The 16,333-nt window shown below is 68.6% G+C and carries 14 protein-coding genes; 2 read left to right on the forward strand and 12 right to left on the reverse strand.

Going from position 1 to position 16,333, the window contains the following annotated elements; all coding sequences use genetic code 11:
* Positions 1–96 precede the first annotated feature (96 nt).
* From Q8M82_RS12475 to Q8M82_RS12515, 9 genes are all read right to left on the reverse strand, one after another.
* Positions 97–441: a Rid family hydrolase gene (locus Q8M82_RS12475; protein ID WP_305691671.1), complete on the reverse strand. Its 345-nt coding sequence runs from the start codon at positions 439–441 to the stop codon at positions 97–99.
* Between the two features lie 113 nt (positions 442–554).
* Positions 555–1,619 (reverse strand): NAD(P)/FAD-dependent oxidoreductase, encoded by a 1,065-nt coding sequence (locus Q8M82_RS12480; RefSeq protein WP_371126336.1) that lies wholly within the window; start codon positions 1,617–1,619, stop codon positions 555–557.
* 65 nt (positions 1,620–1,684) lie between these two features.
* On the reverse strand, positions 1,685–3,133 hold the full coding sequence (locus Q8M82_RS12485) for a (2Fe-2S)-binding protein (protein WP_305691673.1): 1,449 nt from the start codon (positions 3,131–3,133) through the stop codon (positions 1,685–1,687).
* Positions 3,134–3,135: 2 nt separating this feature from the next.
* Positions 3,136–3,426 (reverse strand): (2Fe-2S)-binding protein, encoded by a 291-nt coding sequence (locus Q8M82_RS12490; RefSeq protein WP_371126337.1) that lies wholly within the window; start codon positions 3,424–3,426, stop codon positions 3,136–3,138.
* Positions 3,419–4,552: an NAD(P)/FAD-dependent oxidoreductase gene (locus Q8M82_RS12495; RefSeq protein WP_305691675.1), complete on the reverse strand. Its 1,134-nt coding sequence runs from the start codon at positions 4,550–4,552 to the stop codon at positions 3,419–3,421. The genes Q8M82_RS12490 and Q8M82_RS12495 overlap by 8 nt, the downstream gene beginning before the upstream one ends.
* Positions 4,553–4,557: 5 nt before the next feature.
* A complete protein-coding gene (locus Q8M82_RS12500) occupies positions 4,558–5,358 on the reverse strand; it encodes an ABC transporter permease (protein ID WP_305691676.1) in 801 nt (266 codons plus the stop codon).
* 181 nt (positions 5,359–5,539) lie between these two features.
* Positions 5,540–6,406, reverse strand: a complete 867-nt coding sequence (locus Q8M82_RS12505; protein WP_305691677.1) for an ABC transporter permease — start codon at positions 6,404–6,406, stop codon at positions 5,540–5,542.
* A complete protein-coding gene (locus Q8M82_RS12510; RefSeq protein ID WP_305691678.1) occupies positions 6,403–7,446 on the reverse strand; it encodes an ABC transporter ATP-binding protein in 1,044 nt (347 codons plus the stop codon). The genes Q8M82_RS12505 and Q8M82_RS12510 overlap by 4 nt, the downstream gene beginning before the upstream one ends.
* Positions 7,447–7,605: 159 nt before the next feature.
* The gene (locus tag Q8M82_RS12515) at positions 7,606–8,643 is read right to left on the reverse strand and encodes an ABC transporter substrate-binding protein (RefSeq protein ID WP_371126333.1); all 1,038 of its coding nucleotides are present in this window, start codon (positions 8,641–8,643) and stop codon (positions 7,606–7,608) included.
* Positions 8,644–8,766: 123 nt separating this feature from the next.
* On the opposite strand from Q8M82_RS12515, the gene Q8M82_RS12520 reads away from it, so the two are divergent.
* Complete coding sequence (locus Q8M82_RS12520) at positions 8,767–9,684, forward strand: LysR family transcriptional regulator (protein ID WP_305691679.1); 918 nt, start codon at positions 8,767–8,769, stop codon at positions 9,682–9,684.
* Here Q8M82_RS12520 and Q8M82_RS12525 read toward each other — a convergent pair.
* Genes Q8M82_RS12525 through Q8M82_RS12535 form a run of 3 tightly spaced genes read right to left on the reverse strand, consistent with a single transcriptional unit; the run spans position 9,678 to position 15,560 of the window.
* On the reverse strand, positions 9,678–11,165 hold the full coding sequence (locus tag Q8M82_RS12525) for an efflux transporter outer membrane subunit (RefSeq protein ID WP_305691680.1): 1,488 nt from the start codon (positions 11,163–11,165) through the stop codon (positions 9,678–9,680). The two genes, Q8M82_RS12520 and Q8M82_RS12525, sit on opposite strands and share 7 nt — an antisense overlap.
* A 10-nt stretch (positions 11,166–11,175) precedes the next feature.
* On the reverse strand, positions 11,176–14,319 hold the full coding sequence (locus Q8M82_RS12530) for an efflux RND transporter permease subunit (protein ID WP_305691681.1): 3,144 nt from the start codon (positions 14,317–14,319) through the stop codon (positions 11,176–11,178).
* 5 nt (positions 14,320–14,324) lie between these two features.
* Positions 14,325–15,560 carry an efflux RND transporter periplasmic adaptor subunit gene (locus tag Q8M82_RS12535; RefSeq protein ID WP_305691682.1) on the reverse strand — a complete coding sequence of 412 codons (1,236 nt, stop codon included), beginning with the start codon at positions 15,558–15,560 and terminating at the stop codon, positions 14,325–14,327.
* Between the two features lie 90 nt (positions 15,561–15,650).
* Between Q8M82_RS12535 and Q8M82_RS12540 the strand changes: the two genes are divergently transcribed.
* Positions 15,651–16,316, forward strand: a complete 666-nt coding sequence (locus tag Q8M82_RS12540; protein ID WP_305691683.1) for a TetR/AcrR family transcriptional regulator — start codon at positions 15,651–15,653, stop codon at positions 16,314–16,316.
* The last annotated feature ends 17 nt before the right edge of the window (positions 16,317–16,333 follow it).

Below are 16,333 nucleotides of genomic sequence, written 5' to 3' on the forward strand. Positions count from 1 at the left end.
CGAAGCGGAGATCCGGGATCCATTCCTGAACTGTTCCGGAATGGGTCCCGGGTCACCCTGCGGGCACCCGGGACGACTCGCGTTTCAAGTTGGCCCTCAGCCGCGGCTGGCGGTGCAGACGATCTCGATCAGCGCGCCGCCGAGATCGGCGACGCCGACGGTCGCGCGGGTCGGCAGCGCGTCGCCGAAGAAGCTGGTCCAGACCGGGTCCATCTCCTTCTTGCCCGGCAGATCGGTGACGAAGATCGTCGCGGCGACGATCGCCTTGCGGTCGAGCCCGACCTCGCCGAGATAGCCCTCGATCTTGGTCAGGATGTTCTGGGTCTGCGGGCCCATCGACTGGGTGATGTCGTCGGCGATGCAGCCGCCGACGAAGACGAGATTGCCGGCCTCGACGACGCGGTTCTGGATCGGGGTCTTGATGTGGCGCTTGATGGTCATGGTCTTCTCTCCTGGGGTGAACGATGAACTGGGTGGGGCCCGCGAGCCCTCATCCTTCGAGACGCCGCTTCGCGGCTCCTCAGGATGAGGGCTGAGGGGTGCGGATGAGGCGATCACGGCTGCGCTGACACAGCAAACCGTGCGATGCCGAGCCCGTCGATCGGGACGTTGCTCGATCCGGTGGCGATGATCTCGGCCATCACGGCCCCGGCGCCCGGCCCGAGCTGGAAGCCATGGGCCGAGAAGCCGAACTGGTGGTAGACGCCCTCGTGCCGGGCGCTCCTGCCGAAAACGGGCAGATCGTCGGGCATGCGGGCCTCGATGCCGGCCCAGGCGCGCAGGATCGGTGCGCCGCGCATGATCGGAAACAGATCCCAGACGGTCTTGGCGTTGGTGGCGAGCTTGCCCCAGTCGAGCACGGTGCGGTTCTCGTCGCGAATGGCGCGGCCGAGATAGCCGCCGCCGATCAGCACGGTGCCGTTCTCGAACTGCTTGAAGGAGAGCTTGCGCTTGCGCAGGATCACCACCGGCTTGATGAAGGCCGGCATCCGCGCCGTGATCATCAGCATCGGCGCGATGACCTCGAGCGGCACCGGCTCAGCCAGATCAGCCGCGATCCGGTCGGCCCAGGCGCCGGCGGCATTGACGATGCGGGAGCTGTGGAAGGCGCCGTGATCGGTCTCGACGCGCCAGTTGGCGCCATCGCGGGCGACGCGGGTGACGCGCACGCCCTCCCGGATGTCGGCACCGAGGCTTTGCGCCTTGCGCTTGAAGGCCTGCGTCGCGCGTAACGGGATCGCCGCGCCGTCGCGGCGCGAAACGACGCCGCCGGGGCAGGCGTCGGAGACCGCGGGTACGAGGCGGCGCAGTTCGGCCGCGTCGATCAGCTCCTCATGGTGGAAGCCGCGTAGCGTCAGGTCATCGACGCGGGCACGGCAGTTGCCGAGGTCTTCCTCGTCCTCCGCGACCAGCACCTGGCCGTCGGAGGTGAAGCCGCAATCGTCGTCGACCAGGTCCTCGATGCGGTGCCAGAGCGCCATCGAGGTGTTGGAGAGCGGGATCTCCGCGACATGGCGGGCGAGCTGGCGCACGCCGCCGGCATTGACGCCGGAGGCATGGCGCCCGGCATGGTCCTTCTCGATCAGGATGACCGAGAGCCCGCGCATCGCGCAATGCATCGCCGTCGAGCAGCCATGGATGCCGCCGCCGATGACGATGACGTCGGCGCTGCGGCGCGCCTCGCTCACCGCACCACCGCTTTGATAGCGGCGTCCGTCGGCGGCAGCGCCGCCAGTTCGGCCAGCGTCACCGGCTTCACCGGCGGACGCAGCCGGTAATAGCCGGTCTCCTCGGCCGAGACGCCGCGCTCCTGCGCGATCAGCTCGACCACGGTCGGGCCGCAGAGACGGCCCTGGCAGGGGCCCATGCCGCAGCGCAGGAAGGCCTTCATCTGGTTGGGGCCGGTGACGCCGAGGCGCCGCGCCGTGTCGCGGATCTGCCCCGCCGTGACCTCCTCGCAGCGGCAGACGATGGTCTCGTCCGCCGGGGGCGCGAGGAATTGCGGGGCCGGACGATAGAGCAGGTCGAGGAAGCGGCGGCCGCGCAGGCTGCGGGCGAGTTCGGCCTGAGTGGGTGCGGCCTTTTCGTTGCGCTCCGCCTCCGAGAGCCGCCCGAGCCGGCGCGCGGCGTCGAGCGCCGCGATCTCGCCGCGCAGTGCCGCGCTCTCGGCTCCGCCGATCCCCGCCCCGTCGCCGGCGATGGCGATGCCGGGGATCGAGGAGGCGAACCAGTCGTCCACCGTCGGCGTCCAGCAATGCTGGACCGTGTCGAAATGCTGCGCGCAGCCGGCGGCGTTCGCGAGGTTGATGCCGGGGATGACACCCTGGTGCAGCAGGAGCGCGTCGCAGGGGATGGTCTCGCTCGCCCCGCCACGGGTGACCGTCACGCCCGTGAGCTTGTCCGAACCTCCGGCCGCCAGCGCGGTGACGCCGGTCTTGAAGGGCAGCCTGCCGCGCGCCGCCGCCATCAGCTTCAGCCCCTTGGCGAGATAGGGCGAGCGCAGGAAGCCGGGAAACGCCGCGATGGCGGCGAGCCAGTTGCGGCGCGGCGTGGTGTCCAGCACCGCGACGATGTTGGCGCCCGCCGCCGCGAGCTGGCCGGCGAGCAGATAGAGCAACGGGCCGCAGCCGGCGATGACGGTGCGGCCGCTCGGCACCAGGCCCGAGGCCTTGAGCGCGATCTGGGCCGCGCCCGCGGTCATCACGCCCGGCAGGGTCCAGCCCGGAATCGGGAAGGGCCGCTCCTGCGCACCTGTCGCCAGGATGACCTGACCGGCGGCGATCAGCCGGGCCTGGCCTCCGAGCGAGAGGCCGAGCTCGAAGCCGCCGGCTTCGTCGGGCGCGACAGACCAGACGGTGCAGCCCGGCGCATAGGCGGCGTTCGTCGGCCTGAGCCGATCGACCAGCGCCCCGCCTTTCCAGTAATCCTCGCCCAGCACGGCTCGCTTCGTCACCGGCGTCGTGGTGATGGCGCGGTAGATCTGGCCGCCGGGTGCGGGGTTCTCGTCGGCCAGCAGCACGGAAAGGCCGAGTTCGGCCGCGCGCGAAGCGGCCGCGAGCCCGGCCGGGCCGGCGCCGACCACGGCGATGTCGTAATGCTCGGCGACCTGGCCGATCGTCTCGATCGTGATCATGACTAGCCCCCGTCGGGATGGCGGCGCCCGGCCTGGGTCTCGATCCGCATGCCCTCGCGCAGGGGCACGAGGCAGCCCTGGCGGTTGCCGACGCCGTCGATGACGACGAGGCATTCGAAGCAGACGCCCATCATGCAATAGGGCCCGCGGTCGGCGCCCGAGACCGGTGTCTGGCGGCAGGCCTGGATGCCGTTGGCGAGCAGCGCCGCCGCGACCGTGTCGCCGGCGCGCGCCGTCAGGGCGCGCCCGTCGAAGGTGAAGCCGAGCGCCTCGGCCGGCTTCGCCTCATGCATGAGCCGGAACATGGAACCTCCGTGCGGAAAAGGCATCGAGCGTGTCCGGCAGCCCCCCTGCGAGAATGGCGGGGGCGAGCGTCAGGACATGGTTGGCGGCGAGCGTCACGCCGGAATGGCAGGTGACGACGAAGGCGCCGGGATGGCTGAGCGACTGGTCGTAGATCGGGAAGCCGTCCGGGCTCATCACCCGCAGCGCCGACCAGGAGCGCACCACGTTCAAGCCCGCCAGCCGCGGGAACATGCGGACCGCGCGCTCGGCCATGACCGAGAGGATCGGCTGACCGACGACGGTGTCGAAGCCGCGATCCTCCTGGCTGTCGCCGATCATGATGCCGCCCTCGTCGGTCTGGCGGATCGTCACCATCGGGTTGTGCAGGAAGGCATCCGTCTTCTCGGTGACGATGATCTGGCCCTTGCTCGGCTTCACCGGCGCATCAAGCCCGACCATGGGCGCGAGCCGCGCATTGCCGAGGCCGGCCGCCAGCACGACCTTGCCGGCCGCGATCTCGCCGAAAGCGCCCTTCAGCCGGAAGCCGCCCGCGTCCGAGGTGATGCTGTCGACCGTGCAGTTGGGGCGATAGTCGACCCCGCGGCGCGCGCTGGCGTCGCGCAGCGCCCGGAACAGCTTGAGCGAATTCACATGGCCGTCGAGCGGGCTGTAGACCGAGCCGACCACATCCTTCCCGATGTCGGGCAGGCGGCGCTTCGTCTCGTCATGGTCGAGGATCTCATAGGGGAAGTCGCTCAGCGACATCTGGTTGTGCAGCCGCTGCATGGTCTGGCGGCGCTGCTCCAGTTCGGCCTCGGACAGGCAGAGCATGAAGCCGCCGGGCTGGCTGTGGGCGACATCGATGCCGGTGTCCTCGTGCAGCACGCGGGCGAGAGCGTGCCATTGCTCGGCCGACCGGCGCGACCACATCGCGTAGTCCGGCATGCCCAGCCCCTTGGACTGGACCCAGACCAGAGCGAAGTTCCCCCGCGAGGCGCGGAAGGCGACGTCGCCCTCGTCGAGGACGGTGACGCGGGCGCCGCCGCGCGCCAGGCCGAGCGCCATGGCGCCGCCGACGACCCCGCCGCCGACCACGACGATGTCGGTTTCGGAATTCCCGTTCTGAACCGTCACGGCTCTCAGCCCTTTCCGGATCCGACGAAGAGGCGGTCGAGCCCGAACAGCCGGTCGAGCGCGAAGAGCAGGATCGCGGTCATGGCGATGAGGCAGGCGGAGACGGCCGCGATCAGCGGATCGATGTTGTCCTGGATGTAGAGGAACATGCGCACCGGCAGCGTCACGGTGGCCGGCGAGGCGATGAACACCGTCATCGTGACCTCGTCGAAGGAGTTGATCGCCGCCAAGAGCCAGCCGGAGACGACACCCGGCAGGATCAGCGGCAGCGTCACCCGGCGGAAGACCGTGGCCGTGCCGGCGCCGAGCGAGATCGCGGCATGCTCGATGCGGCGGTCGATGCCATAGGAGGCTGCCAGGACGAGACGCAGCGCGAAGGGGATGACCACGATGATGTGGCTCAGCACCAGCCCGACGAAGGTGCCGGAGATGCCGATCTGCGTGAAGAAGCGCAGGAAGGCGATGCCGAGCACGACATGCGGCACCATCAGCGGCGACATGAACAGCGCCGTGATCGCCTCGCGTCCGGGGAAGCGGTAGCGTGCGATGGCGAGCGCGGCCGGCACCGCAAGCATGATCGCGATGGTCGAGGACAAAGCCGCCAGCCAGAGCGAGTCGCGGAAGGCGCGGATGAACTCAGGGTAATCGAAGATCGCCCTGAACCAGCGCAGACTCGGGCCGCGCGTCGGCAGCGAGAGATAGCCCTCGGGCGTGAAGGCGACGACGCAGACGATCAGCAGCGGCGCCAGCATGAAGATGACGAAGAGCCCGTGGAAGATCAGGGCGAGTGGGCCGTTGCGCCTCATGAGCGGCGGCCCCCGGCCTGGTGCGGCCCGTCCAGCTCGACGTCATCCCGGGTGACCGAAGGGAGACCCGGGATCCATGCCGGAACCTCTCCGGCTAGCGTTCCGGAATGGATCCCGGGTCTGCGCTGCGCTCCGCCCAGGATGACGGCGTGTGTAACCAGTGCGGGGAGATGCGGGGCGATCATTCGAACACCTGTGCGTAGCGGCGCTCGATCAGGCGGTTGGAGCCGACGGTGATCAGCACGAGCGCGACGAGCAGCAGCGTCGCCACCGCGGCGCCGAGCGGCCAGTTCAGCGTGTTCAGGAACTCGTCATAGGCGAGCGTCGAGGCGACCTTCAGCCGGCGCCCGCCGATGATCGCAGGCGAGGCGAAGGCGCTCGCCGCCAGGGCGAAGACGATGATCGAGCCCGAGAGAATGCCCGGCACGATCTGCGGCAGGATCACACGTCGCCAGATCGTGATGCGGCCGGCGCCGAGCGAGAGCGCCGCATTCTCGATCTGCGGGTCGAGCCGCTGCAGCGAGGCCCAGACCGCGAGGATCATGAAGGGGATCAGCACATGGATCAGCGCGATGACGACGCCGGTCTCGGTGAACATGAATTCGAGCGGCGTCTTGATCAGGCCGAGCGCGATCAGGCCCTGATTGACGAGCCCGGTCGAGCCCAGCAGCAGGGCCCAGCCCAGCGTCCGCGCCACGACCGAGACCAAAAGCGGGCCGATGATCACGAGCAGGAAGGCGCTGCGCCAGGCCGGCGACATCCGGTTGAGGATATAGGCCTCGGGGACGCCGATGAGGATCGCCGCCAGCGTCACGAGGAAAGCGATGCGGAAGGTCCGCATGAAGATTTCGAAGAAGTAGGAATCGGTGAAGACCTCGATCCAGTTCTTCAGCGTGAATTCCGGGACGATGCCCTTGTACTGCCCCCAATCGTAGAAGGAGAGCAGCACGGTCATTCCCAGCGGGATGATCACCAGCCCGAGGAAGACCAGCAGCGCCGGCCCGGTCAGCAGGAAGGGCGCGTTGCGCTGCGTGACGAGGCCGCTCATGCCGCCGCTCCCGCGGGCAGCACGGCCGCGTCGGCGGCCGAGAACCGCAGCCGCACCGTCTCGCCCTCGCCCGGCACAGCCGCGCCGTCATTGCCGCGCATCAGGGTCAGCGCGCCGGCGGCGCTCTCGGCGCTGAACTGCCAGTGCGCCCCCTGGAAGATGCGGCCGGTGATGCGGGCCTCGAGGCCGGGCTCGCCGGCTTGTGCGAAGGTCAGGCGCTCGGGCCTGACGGCGAGCAGCAGCGGCCCCTTGCCGGCGCCCGGCAACGGCATGACGAGGCCTCCGACGGTGACCGTGCCCTCCCCGTCGCCGGTGGCGGCGAGCACATTGGTCTTGCCGAGGAAGCTCGCGACGAAGGCGCTGGCCGGCCGGTCATAGACCTCATGCGGCGCGCCGATCTGCTCGATGCGGCCCTGGTTCATCAGCACGATGCGGTCCGAGAGCGCCATCGCCTCGTGCTGGTCGTGGGTGACGAGGATCGTGGTGGTGCCGATCGAGCGCTGGATCTGACGCAGTTCGCCCTGCATCTCCTCGCGCAGCTTGGCGTCGAGGTTGGAAAGCGGCTCGTCGAGCAGGAGCAGCGCCGGCTTGATCACCAGGGCGCGGGCCAGCGCCACGCGCTGCTGCTGGCCGCCCGACATGCGGCGCGGATAGCGGTCGGCGAAGCCCTTGAGGCCGACGAGTTCCATCGCCTCCAGCGTGCGCCTGTCGCGATCGGCTTTTGGCACGTCGCGCATCTCGAGCCCGAAGGCGATGTTCTCCGCGACCGTCATGTGCGGAAACAGCGCATAGCTCTGGAAGACGATGCCGAGACCGCGCTTGTTGGGCGCGACCGAGACGAGATCGGTGCCGTCGAGCCGGATGCCGCCGCCATCGACCTCGACGAAGCCGGCGATCATCTGCAGTGTCGTGGTCTTGCCGCAGCCCGACGGGCCGAGCAGCGAAACGAATTCGCCGCGCCCGACGGAGAGGTTCATGGCGTCGACGGCGGTGAAGCCGCCGAAGCGCGTGGTCAGGCCATCGAGAACGAGATGGGACATGGGTGTCTTGCTGATTTCGTGAATGAGGTCGCGGAAGCACGCCCGTCATCCCGGGCTTGACCCGGGATCCATCCTAGGACGCGACGCGCCCTGTGATGGATCCCGGATCTCCGCTTCGCTGCGTCCGGGATGACGGTGAGGTTCGTGAGCGAACCGACCTTACCGCTCGATCTCGCGGTTCCAGCGCCTCGTCCATTCCTCGCGCTTGGCGTTGGCGATGTCCCAGTCGACGGCTTTGAGCTGCTTCACCTCGTCGCCATAGGGCAGGCCCTTCTGCTCGTCCTTGGTCAGCGTCACGGTCGTGTTGGCGGGGCCGAAGCCGGCGCCGACCGCCATGATCTTCTGGATCGCAGGCGAGAGCATGAACTGGATGAAGGCGTTGGCCTCGGCCGGGTTCTTGGCGCCTTCGACCGGGCAGGCGGCCACGCCGAGCGCGAAGCTGCCTTCCTTCGGATAGACGAACTCGACCGGGAAGCCGGTATCGGCGAAGGCCTTGACGCGACCGGAGCCCCAGACGCCCATGACGGCCTGGCCGTTCTGGAACAGTTCGGTCATCTTCGCCGGCGACGGCTCATAGGCGATGATGTTGGGGTTGATCTCGTCCTTGAAGGTCTTGAAGCCCGGCTCGATATTGGCCTCGCCGCCGCCGCCGATCTGCGCCATCGCGATCAGGGCGTGCAGGCCGTAGGTGTTGTTGATCGGCGGGGTGACGATCTTCTTGCCATAGGTCTTCGACTTCAGGTCGTTCCAGGAAGTCGGCGCCGGCCACTTGTTCTCGGCGAAGACCTTGGTGTTGTAGAACAGGCCCGTGGCGACCAGGCCGAGGCCGACGCCCTTGTTGGACTTGAACTTCATCACCGGGGCGACGTCCTTGTAGACGGGGCCGTCGGTCAGCGTGCCGCAGAAGCCGAGCGCGACCGCCTGGTAGGCCGGGCCGTCATCGACGATGGCGACGTCGATCTGCTGGTTGCCCTTCTGGGCCTGGAGCTTGGCGAGGGTGTCGGTGGAATTGCCGGCGACGTATTCGATCTTGACGTTGGCCTGCTTCTCGAAGACCGGAATGACCTCCTTGCGCATGGTCTGCTCGTAGGAGCCGCCATAGCCGGCGACATACATCGTCTTCTGCTGCGCCATGGCCGCACCGGACGTCGCCAGCGCCGTCGTCGTCAGCAGCAATCCGACCCAAGAGAACTTCATGAACCCCTCCTCATTTTTGCGAGTGATCCGTGAAGGTTCTGCGACAGATTGTAACGGGTCAAATCGAATGATTCGCGCAATCCATACTCAAATGTTATGAATCGGCTTTGTGCTTGGAAAGCCATGCTGAATCCCCGCCAGATCGAAGCCTTTCGAACCGTGATCGTCACCGGCGGCGTGACTTCGGCGGCAAAGGCGCTGAATATCAGCCAGCCCGCCGTGACGCGATTGATCCATGATCTGCAGTATGTGCTCGGTCTGACGCTGTTCGAGCGGCGCGGAACGCGGTTGGTGCCGACCAACGAAGCGCTGTCGTTATACCGCGAGGTCGAGCGGCAGTTCGTCGGGCTCGAGCAGATCGAGAACACCGCCCGCAACCTGCGCGAGGGGCTGTCGGGCAGCCTGCGGATCGCGGCCCTGCCGACCTTCAACGTCGGATTCCTGCCGCGGCTGGTGGCCGCCTATATGAAGGACAAGCCGGGTCTCGAAATCGCGATCTACGGCAGCATCTCCTCGCAGGTGGTCGACTGGGTCGCGACCGGTTTCTGCGACATCGGCTTCGCGCAGTATCCGCTCGATTTCCCGCATATCGATGTGGAGCAGTTGCCCTCCGTGCCGGCCGTGGCCGTGCTGCCGGAGGGCCACCGCCTCTGCGAGAAGGCCGTCCTCGAGCCGCTGGATTTCATCGGCGAGCCCTTCGTCTCGCTCGCCGGCTCGACGCAGTGGCGCTACCGGACCGACGCCCTGTTCTCGGCCGCGCGGGTCACGCGGCCGATCAAGGTCGAGACGCCGCTGTCGATGATCGCCTGCTCGCTGGTGGCGTCGGGGGCCGGTGTGGGAATCGTCGATCCCTACACGGCGGCGGAGTATCGCGGCCGGGGCATCGTCACCCGCCCCTTCCGCCCGGAGGTGCTCTACGACATCGGCGTGGTCTGGCCGGCGGGGCGGTTCCGCTCGCCACTGGCGCTGGGGTTCGTCGAGACGGTGACGGCAGCGATCCGCGCGTTGGCCGCCGCCAGCGAGCAGAGTACGCCTCAGTAGGCGGCGCGCGGATGCGGGCCGGTGGCGACGTCGACGACGCGCTTGCGCTCGACCTCGACCGGCTTGTCCCAGCCCCCGCCCAGCGCCTTGTTGAGCGAAACGAAGTTGGAGGTCGCGGCGATGCGGCTCTGCAGCAGCGTGTCCTCGGCGCTGTAGAGCGAGCGCTCGGCGTCGAGCACGTCGAGGAAGCTCGCCGAGCCTGACTGGTAGAGCGTGCGCGAGAGCCTGGCCGCCTCGCGATAGGAGGTGGCGGCGGCCGAGAGCTTTCCGGCGCGCTGGCGCTCCTTGGCGAGGTTGACCAGCGAATTCTCGACATCCTGCAGCGCGGTCAGAACCGCAAGCCGCAGTGCCGCGTCGGACTGGTCGCGCTGCGCCTCCGCGACCTCGACGGCCGCGCGCAATTCGCCGCCATTGAAGATCGGCACGCTCAAGGTCGGGCCGAAGGACCAGCCGATCGAGGAGTTCTTGGCGAGGTCGCCGGTCTTCAGCGCAGTCGTGCTGATGGCTCCGGTCAGGCTGACGCTCGGATAGAGCGCCGCTTCCGCCTGGCCGATCCTGGCCGTCGACTGGGCGAGCTGGCGCTCGGCGCGGCGGACGTCGGGGCGGTTGACGAGCACATCCGCGGGGATGCCGGCCGGCGGCGTCCCGCGCGCGGCGGGGATGGGACCGCCGGCACCGAGGAGGCCGGCGAGCGCGGTCGGCGCCTCGCCGGTCAGGATGCCGAGCTGGTGCAGGCTCTGCGCATAGGAGGCCTCGAGCGTCGGGATCGCGGCCTCGGTCGTCGCGGCCTGGGCGGCGGCGCGCTCCGCGTCCAGGGCCGAGGCTGTGCCGGCGGTGAAGCGGTTGCGCGTCAGCCGCTCGGTCTCGCGCTGGGAGGCGGCGGTGCGACGGGCGAGCGCGATGCGCGCCTGCGCGCCACGGGCTTCGGTGTAGTTGGTCGCGACATCGCCGATCAGCGTCAGCAGGGTCGCGCGCAGATCCTCGTCGGCGGCATCGACGCCATAGGTCGCCGCCTCGACATTGCGGTAGTTCGCGCCGAAGAGATCGAGCTCGAAGCTCGCATCGAAACCGGCCTGATACAGGCTGGAGGTGATGTTGGAGCCGCTCGAGGAGGTCGCGGCGGAGGAGCGCGAGCGCGTCGCCGAGCCCTGGCCGTCGAGCTGCGGCAAGAGCGCGCCGATCGCCTGGCGGCGGGTGGCGCGGGCCTCGCGGATGCGCGCCTTGGCGGAGGCGACGTCGAGATTGCCGGCGACCGCGCGCTCGACGATCTCGTTCAGCCGGCGATCGCCGAGCTTCTTCCACCAGCCGCCGAGCTTGGCCGCATCGAGCGGCCTGGCCGTCTTCGGCGCATTGCCCCACTGCCCGGGCAGCAACTGGCCGGGCGTCGCGTAATCCGGTCCGACTGCGCAGCCGGCGATCGTCATCGCGACGAGGCCGATGCCGGCCCAGCGGGCGAGGCCGGCGAGAGGCGTCTTGGTCATCCGTGTCATCTCAATGCGCCTCGATGGTCGCCTCGGCCGGCTTTGCGGCCGGCGCCTTGCGCCAGCGCCGCACCGTTCCGGCGACGATGACATAGAGCAGCGGCACGAAGAACACGCCGAGCACGGTGGCGGCGATCATGCCGCCCATGACGCCGATGCCGATCGCGTTCTGGCTGCCGGAGCCCGCGCCGGTCGCGATCGCCAGCGGCAGCACGCCGAGGATGAAGGCGAAGGAGGTCATCAGGATCGGGCGCAGGCGCTGGCGGGCGGCATCGACCGTCGCCTCGACCAGGCTCTTGCCGGCCGCCTCCTGCTCGATCGCGAATTCGACGATCAGGATCGCGTTCTTGGCCGCCAGGCCGATGGTGGTGAGCAGGCCGACCTTGAAATAGACGTCGTTGCTCTGGCCGAAGAGCGTCGCCGCGGCGAGCGCGCCGAAGATGCCGATCGGCACCGAGAGCATCACCGCGAACGGCACCGACCAACTCTCGTAGAGCGCCGCGAGGCAGAGGAACACGACCAGCATGGCCAGCGCATAGAGCGCCGTCGCCTGGCTGCCCGAGAGCCGCTCCTGATAGGACAGGCCGGTCCATTCATGGTTGAAGCCGGCCGGCAGCTTCTGGGCGATGGCATCGATCTGGTCCATCGCCGCGCCGGAGCTGATGCCGGCGGCCGCCGCGCCCTGGATGTTGACGGCCGAGGCGCCGTTGTAGCGCTCGAGCCGCGGCGAGCCATAGGTCCAGTGGCCCGTGGCGAAGGCCGAGAACGGCACCATCGCGCCGCCGCTGTTGCGGACATACCAGCGGCCGATATCCTCCGGCTGCATCCGGAACGGCGCATCGGACTGGACATAGACCGATTTCACGCGGCCGCGGTCGATGAAGTCGTTGACATAGGCCGAGCCCCAGGCGGTCGAGAGCGTGGTGTTGATGTCGCCGAGCGAGAGGGTGAGCGCGCTCGCCTTCTCCTGGTCGATCTCGACGGCGTATTGCGGCGTGTCCTCCTGGCCGTTGGGGCGCGTGCCTGTCAGCGACGGATTCTGCGCGGCCATGCCGAGCAGCTGGTTGCGCACCTCCATCAGCCGGGCATGGCCGGCGCCGGCGACGTCCTGCAGGTAGAATTCGAAGCCGGCGCTGTTGCCGAAGCCCTGGATCGAGGGCGGGGCGAGCGCGAAGACCATGCCGTCCTTGATGCCGCGGAAGGCGCCCATGGCGCGCCCCGCGACAGCCTGGGCGGTGGCCTGCTTGCCGACGCGCTCCTCGAAAGGCTTGAGCCGGACGAAGGCGATGCCGACATTCTGGCCCGCGCCGCTGAAGCTGAAGCCGGTCACCGTCAGCACCCCCTCGACGAGGTCCTTTTCCTGCTCCTGGTAATGCCGCCGGACCTGGTCGAGCACGGCGAGCGTGCGGTCCTGCGTCGCGCCCGCGGGCAGCTGGACGATGGTGAAGAGGACGCCCTGGTCCTCGTCGGGCAGGAAGGAGGTGGGCAGCCGCGCGAACAGATAGGCCATGCCGCCGCCGATCAGCAGGAAGACCAGCATGAAGCGCATCGGCCGCGCGATCATGCCGGCGACGCCGGCCGCATAGCCGTTCAGCGTCTTGTCGAAGCCGCGGTTGAACCAGCCGAAGGGGCCGGTGCGCGCGGCATGCTCGCCGGCGGGCTTGAGCATGGTGGCGCAGAGCGCCGGCGTCAGGATCAGCGCCGTGACGACCGACAGCGCCATCGCGGTGACGATGGTGATCGAGAACTGCCGGTAGATGATGCCGACCGAGCCGCCGAAGAACGCCATCGGCACGAAGACCGCCGAGAGCACGGTGGCGATGCCGATCAGCGCGCCGGTGATCTCGCCCATCGACTTGATGGTCGCCTCCTTGGGCAAGAGCTTCTCCTCCTGCATCACGCGCTCGACGTTCTCGACGACGACGATGGCGTCGTCGACGAGCAGGCCGATGGCGAGCACCATCGCAAACATGGTCAGCGTGTTGACGGAGTAGCCGGCCACCGCGAGCACACCGAAGGTGCCGAGCAGCACGACCGGGACGGTGATCATCGGGATCAGCGTCGCGCGGAAATTCTGCAGGAAGACGTACATCACGATGAAGACGAGGATGATCGCCTCGAACAGCGTGTGGACGACCTTCTCGATCGAGACCTGCACGAAGGGCGTGGTGTCGAAGGGATAGACGACGTCGATGCCCTCGGGCAGCGTCGGCTTGAGGCGGTCGATCGTCGCCTTCACCGCCGCGGCGGTGTTGAGCGCATTGGCGCCGGTGGCGAGATTGACCGCGAGACCGGTCGCGGGCGAGCCGTTGTAGCGGGTGGCGGTGGTGTAGTCCTTGGCGCCGAGCTCGACGCGGGCGACGTCGTTCAGCCGCACGATCGAGCCCGACGAGCCGCTCTTGAGGATGATGTTCTCGAACTGCCCGACGGTCTGGAGGCGGCTGACGGCGGTGACGGTGGCGTTGAGTTGCTGGCCCCTGACCTGGGGCAGGCCGCCGAGCTGGCCGGCCGAGACTTGGACGTTCTGGGCCTGGATCGCCGTGACCACGTCGCTCGGCATCAGCGCGTATTTCTGCAGCCGGTCGGGATCGAGCCAGATCCGCATCGCATAGCCCGCGCCGAAGAGCTGGGTCGAGCCGACGCCCGGCACGCGCTTGAGCGTGTCGTTGAGGGTGGAATCGACATAATCGGCGAGGTCGTTGGTAGACATCCGCCCGTCGCGCGAGACGAAGGCGGCGACCATCAGGAAGCCGCTCGAGGCCTTGGCGACGGTGATGCCGGTGTTCTGCACGGTCTGGGGCAATTGCGCGGTGACGAGCTGCAGCTTGTTCTGCACCTGCATCTGCGCGACGTCCGGGTCGGCGCCGCTGGTGAAGGTCAGCGTGATCGTCGCCTGGCCCGAGGAGGTCGAGGTCGCCGACATGTATTGCAGGTTGTCGACGCCGGTCATGCCCTGCTCGATGACCTTCGTCACCGAATTCTCGACCGTCTGGGCGTCGGCACCGGGATAGCTCGCGCTGATGCTGACGGTCGTCGGCGCGATCTGCGGGTATTGCGAGACCGGCAGGGTGCGCAGGGCGAGCAGGCCCGCCAGCATGATGACGATGGCCACGACCCAGGCAAAGATCGGGCGCTCGATGAAGAAACGGGACATGGCGCTCAGTTCTTCGCGGTCTGGCCGGGAGCCTGGCCGGCCGGCAGCGCGGCCTGGCGGTTGGCGGCCTTGAGCTCGCCGCTGGCCTCGTCGATCGTGACCTCGTTGCCGGTCACGGCCTGGCCGGCGCGCACGAGCTGGGCGCCCTCAACGATGACGCGGTCGCCGTCCTTCACGCCCTGCTCGACCAGCCAGTTGTTGCCGACATTGCGCGACGTCGCGAGCACGCGCTCCTCGACCTTGCCATCGGCCCCGACGAACTTCGCCGTCGCCTCGCCCTTCGTGTTGCGGCCGACGGCGCGCTGCGGGACCAGGAAGCTGTTCTCGGCGATGCCTTCCTGGATGACGGCGCGCACGAACATGCCGGGCAGCAGGAGGCGGTCGGGATTGGGGAATTCGGCCCGCACCGTGAAGGTGCCGGTGGTCTCGTCGACATTGGCCTCGGCGAATTCGAGCTTGCCGCTCTGCGCGTATTCGGCACCGGTATCGAGCTTGAGCTTCACCGCGACGTTCGGCCCGGTGAAACGCAGCCGCCCCTCGGCCACCGCGCTGCGGAACTTCAGCAGGTTGGTGCTGGACTGGATGACGTCGACATTGATCGGGTGGAGCTGCCGGATCGTGGTCAGGGCCGTGGTCTGGTTGGCGGTCACCAGCGCGCCGGGCGTCAGCGTCGAGCGGTCGACGCGGCCGCCGATCGGTGCGGTGACCTTGGTGAAGCCGAGATTGATGCGGGCCGTATCGAGGCTCGCTCGGGCGGAGGCGACATCGGCCCGGGCCTGGGCGAGCGCGGCGACGGCATCGTCGTTTTCCTGCTTGCTGATGGCGTTCTGGCGGATCAGGTCGCGATAGCGGTCGACCTTGGCCTGGGCGTTTGGCACCGCGGCTTCGGCACGGGCGAGCGCGGCTTCGGCACTGTCGAGCGCCGCCTGATAGGGGGCGGGGTCGATCTCGTAGAGCAGATCGCCGGCCTTGACCTCGCTGCCCTCGCGGAACAGGCGCGTCTTGACGAGACCGCCGACCTGCGGGCGCACCTCGGCGACGAGGCTCGCGGCGACGCGGCCGGGCAATTCGGCGCTGATGGCGACGGGTTTCGACCGTAGCACGACCACGCTGACCTGAGCCTGGGGCTGGGGCGGCGGTGCGGCGGCCTTCTCGCTATTGCAGCCGGACAGAGCGATGCCGAGCACGGCGGCCCCTGCGAGGAGCATCGGCCGAACGGGGACGGAGCGGTGACGGGACATGCGGTGTCTCTTTTTGGAAACTCTTGGGTTTCTTAACGCTTGATTTCTCGGGCTGTCAAACCCAAAGATGTTTCCCGGGAGTGACGGTTAATGATTGATCACGATATTCGGGCGGGCGATGGCGGGCCGGTGCGAGCCCGCGGACGGCCCAAGCAGCGACCCGATTCCGAAGAGCGCCAGCGTATCCTCGCCATCGCCTGCGAGCTTTTTCTCGATGTCGGATATGGCGGCACAACGATGGATGCGGTGGCCGCGCGCTGCGGCATTTCGAAGAAGACGCTCTACCGCCTGTTCCCGGCCAAGATCGACCTGTTCAAGGCGATGGTCGCCGACCACCGGCGCACCATGCTCGCCCTGCCGCGCCCCGACGATGGACTTCCGCCGGCCGAGGCGCTGGCAGCGATCTTCAGGCTGGAGATCGATGAAGCCGAGAACCGCGAGCGCCTCGCCTTCATCCGCCTCGCGCTGGCCGATGCCGGCCGCTATCCGGAGATCGGCGAGGCCATCGCGCTGGAAGGTGCGCAGGCGGCGCTGCAGCTGCTGGCGGAATGGCTCGGCGAGCAGCAGGCGCGCGGCGTGCTGCGGCCCTTCCCGCCGCAAGCCGCGGCCCGCATGCTGATGGACATGGTGTTCGGCGTTCTGGTGAAACGCTACCCGGGCGACTCGCTTCTCAGCAGCGAGCAGCGGATCGGCCATGCCCGGCGCTGCATCGAGGTTTTCCTGACGGGGCTGGGCGAGCGGCCGAAGGCCGCCTGACCATGCCGCCGCGGGCC

The organism is Allobosea sp. (assembly GCF_030694325.1).
GTDB lineage: Bacteria > Pseudomonadota > Alphaproteobacteria > Rhizobiales > Beijerinckiaceae > Allobosea.